This is a genomic window from Mesorhizobium sp. M7A.F.Ca.AU.002.02.1.1 (assembly GCF_003998535.1).
In the GTDB taxonomy this organism is placed as follows: domain Bacteria; phylum Pseudomonadota; class Alphaproteobacteria; order Rhizobiales; family Rhizobiaceae; genus Mesorhizobium; species Mesorhizobium ciceri.
Genome location: NZ_RZPB01000737.1, coordinates 1 through 2,965, shown reverse-complemented (window position 1 = coordinate 2,965; position 2,965 = coordinate 1). Strand labels below are relative to the sequence as shown.

Below are 2,965 nucleotides of genomic sequence, written 5' to 3'. Positions count from 1 at the left end.
CCGACGATGCCCGCAAGATCCTGCGCAGTGCTCACGAAGCTTTGAACGGGCTTGCGGGTGACTGGACAGCCGTCTCGGCGGAGGCGGCGATCCGCGAGGTGGCGGCGGCCGGCAGCCACAAGCTCGGCGCGGTGGCCCAGCCTTTGCGCGCCGCTTTGACCGGCAAAAGCACCTCGCCGGGCGTGTTCGATGTGCTCGCCGTGCTCGGCCGCGAGGAAAGCCTGGCGCGCATCTCAGATCAAATCGATTAGGAGCAAACTGGCCCAAGAAGATTGGCATTGAAAGGCGGGTTTCGCAGTGCAACATTAGGCCTTGGCCCAATCTGGCACGCACCTCCTGAAATGCGGTGGCGAATACGCGCATTGCGGTGATTTTCGACGTGTCGCTCTGCGAAATTTGCCTTTGCCGGCATGAGGAAACAAGAAGGAGTTTGCAATGACCGAAGCTGCGAAAAAACTGGATTTGGGCAAGACCCAAGAGGCCACCGCAACGCTTGAATTCGCCGGCAAGACCCATGAATTCAAGGTGCGAAGCGGTTCGGTCGGGCCTGATGTGATCGACATCGCCTCGCTCTACTCAACCACCGGCGCTTTCACCTACGATCCCGGCTTCACCTCGACGGCAAGCTGCGAGTCCGAAATCACCTTCATCGACGGCGACGCCGGCATCCTGTTGCACCGCGGCTATCCGATCGACCAGTTGGCCGAACATGGCGACTTCCTCGAGGTCTGCTATCTCCTGCTCTACGGTGAATTGCCGACCAAGGCGCAGAAGGACGATTTCGATTACCGCGTGACGCGCCACACCATGGTGCATGAGCAGATGTCGCGCTTTTTCACCGGCTTCCGCCGCGACGCGCATCCGATGGCGGTGATGTGCGGCGTGGTCGGCGCGCTGTCGGCCTTTTATCACGACTCCACCGACATTTCCGACCCCTACCAGCGCATGGTTGCCTCCATGCGGCTGATCGCCAAGATGCCGACGATCGCGGCGATGGCCTACAAATACCACATCGGCCAGCCCTTCATTTACCCGAAGAACGAGCTGAACTTTGCCGCCAACTTCCTGCATATGTGCTTTGCCGTGCCTTGCGAGGAATACAAGATCAATCCGGTGCTGGCGCGCGCCATGGAACGCATCTTCATCCTGCACGCCGACCACGAGCAGAATGCCTCGACCTCGACCGTTCGCCTCGCCGGCTCGTCGGGCGCCAACCCGTTTGCGTGCATCGCCGCCGGCATAGCCTGCCTGTGGGGACCCGCGCATGGCGGCGCCAATGAAGCGGCGCTCAACATGCTTGGCGAGATCGGCCATGTCGATCACATCCCGGAATTCATCGCCCGCGCCAAGGACAAGGACGACCCGTTCCGCTTGATGGGCTTCGGCCACCGCGTCTACAAGAACTACGATCCGCGCGCCAAGATCATGCAGAAGACGGCACATGAGGTTCTGGGCGAGCTCGGCATCAAGGACGATCCGCTGCTCGACATCGCCATGGAGCTGGAAAAGATCGCGCTGACCGATTCCTATTTCATCGAGAAGAAGCTCTACCCGAATGTCGACTTCTATTCCGGCATTACGCTGAAGGCGCTGGGCTTCCCCACCACGATGTTCACCGTGCTGTTCGCGGTCGCCCGCACCGTCGGCTGGATCGCCCAGTGGAAAGAGATGATCGAGGATCCGCGCCAGAAGATTGGCCGCCCGCGCCAGCTCTATACCGGTGCACCGGAGCGGGATTACGTGCCGATCGCCAAGCGGTGAATTAGGAAATAGTGAGTAGTGAGTAGTGAGTAGTGAGTAGTGAGTAGTGAGTAGTGAAGTCGACCATTTCTACTGATTACTGACTACTCACTCTCTTGACATACCGCATCACCACCTGCGCGGCGATCTCGCCGGACGGTCTGCCCGTAGCCATGCGCCGCCTGATCTCTGCAAATCCATCCTTCTGCCAGGCACGCATGCCGCTGTCGGCGAACAGTGCCTCCAATTGCCGGGCAAGATTGTTCGGCTTGATATAGCCGTCGTAGAATTCGGGAATAAGCGCTCGATCCGATATCAGATTGGGCAGCAGCGCCGACCAGACGGAAACGAGGTACGGCGCCAAGATGCGCGCGACCGGGTCGAGCCTGTAGCAGGAAATCATCGGCACGCCGGCCAGCGCCAGTTCCAGCGATACCGTCCCGGACGCGATCAGCGCCGCATCGGCCCTGCCGAAAGCCTGCCATTTGCGCTGGGGCTCGACGATGATCTCAGGCTTTTCATCCCAGCGGTTGACGGAAGATTTGACGAGGTCGGCGACATGCGGGACGGTCGGCAGCAGCAGCCGCAAGCGGTGGCCGCGCGCGCGCAGGATCGACACCGTCTCGCCGAACGGGTCGAGCAGCCGCCGTACCTCGCCACGCCGCGAACCGGGCAGGACGAGCAAGGTTTTGACCCGATCAGGAGAAAGGTCGCGCGGCAACTCCTGCGCCTTGGCTGCAGCGAGCAAGCCCGCATCGTGCGTCAGGCGATGCCCAACATAGGTGCCCGATGGCCCGCCGAGCCGCTCCAACTCCTTAACCTCGAAAGGCAGGATGCAGAGGATGTGGTCGACATAGGGCTTCATCGCGACCGCCCTGCCCGGCCGCCACGCCCACACGCTCGGGCAGACATAGTGGATGATCGGAATCGACGGGTTGGCCGCACGCACCTTTTTGGCGACGCGCAACGAAAAGTCCGGACTGTCAATGGTGACGAGGCAATCCGGCTTTTCGTCGGCAACGGTCTTGGCCAGTTGGCTGATCCGCCGCATCAGGCGCGGAAGGTCGCGCAGGACGGCACTGAACCCCATGAGGGCGATCTCACCGGCATCGAATGGCGAGACCAGTCCCAGCGTCTGCAAATGACGGCCGCCGAGGCCGACGAGTTGCACCTCGCGCCCGGCCGCCTGCCTGAGCGAGCGTACTATGTCGGCGCCGAGCAGGTC

General features: G+C 61.7%; 2 protein-coding genes and 1 pseudogene. 2 read left to right on the top strand and 1 reads right to left on the bottom strand.

All coding sequences use genetic code 11. The features are described from left to right. Window positions 1–251 (top strand): annotated as a pseudogene (locus EN879_RS30370) (glutamate--tRNA ligase); the annotation flags it as partial. A 184-nt stretch (window positions 252–435) separates the two neighbouring features. Beyond that, window positions 436–1,761, top strand: a complete 1,326-nt coding sequence (gene gltA, locus EN879_RS30365; protein ID WP_013531749.1) for a citrate synthase — start codon at window positions 436–438, stop codon at window positions 1,759–1,761. A gap of 76 nt (window positions 1,762–1,837) precedes the next feature. Here gltA and lpxB read toward each other — a convergent pair. After that, window positions 1,838–2,965 (bottom strand): lipid-A-disaccharide synthase (lpxB, locus tag EN879_RS30360; protein ID WP_127274462.1); only part of this gene is annotated, 1,128 nt, incomplete at its 5' end.

Excerpts from the sequence above, each read along its gene's own strand:
- gltA (WP_013531749.1), top strand. The coding sequence starts at position 436 with ATGACCGAAGCTGCGAAAAAACTGGATTTGGGCAAGACCCAAGAGGCC.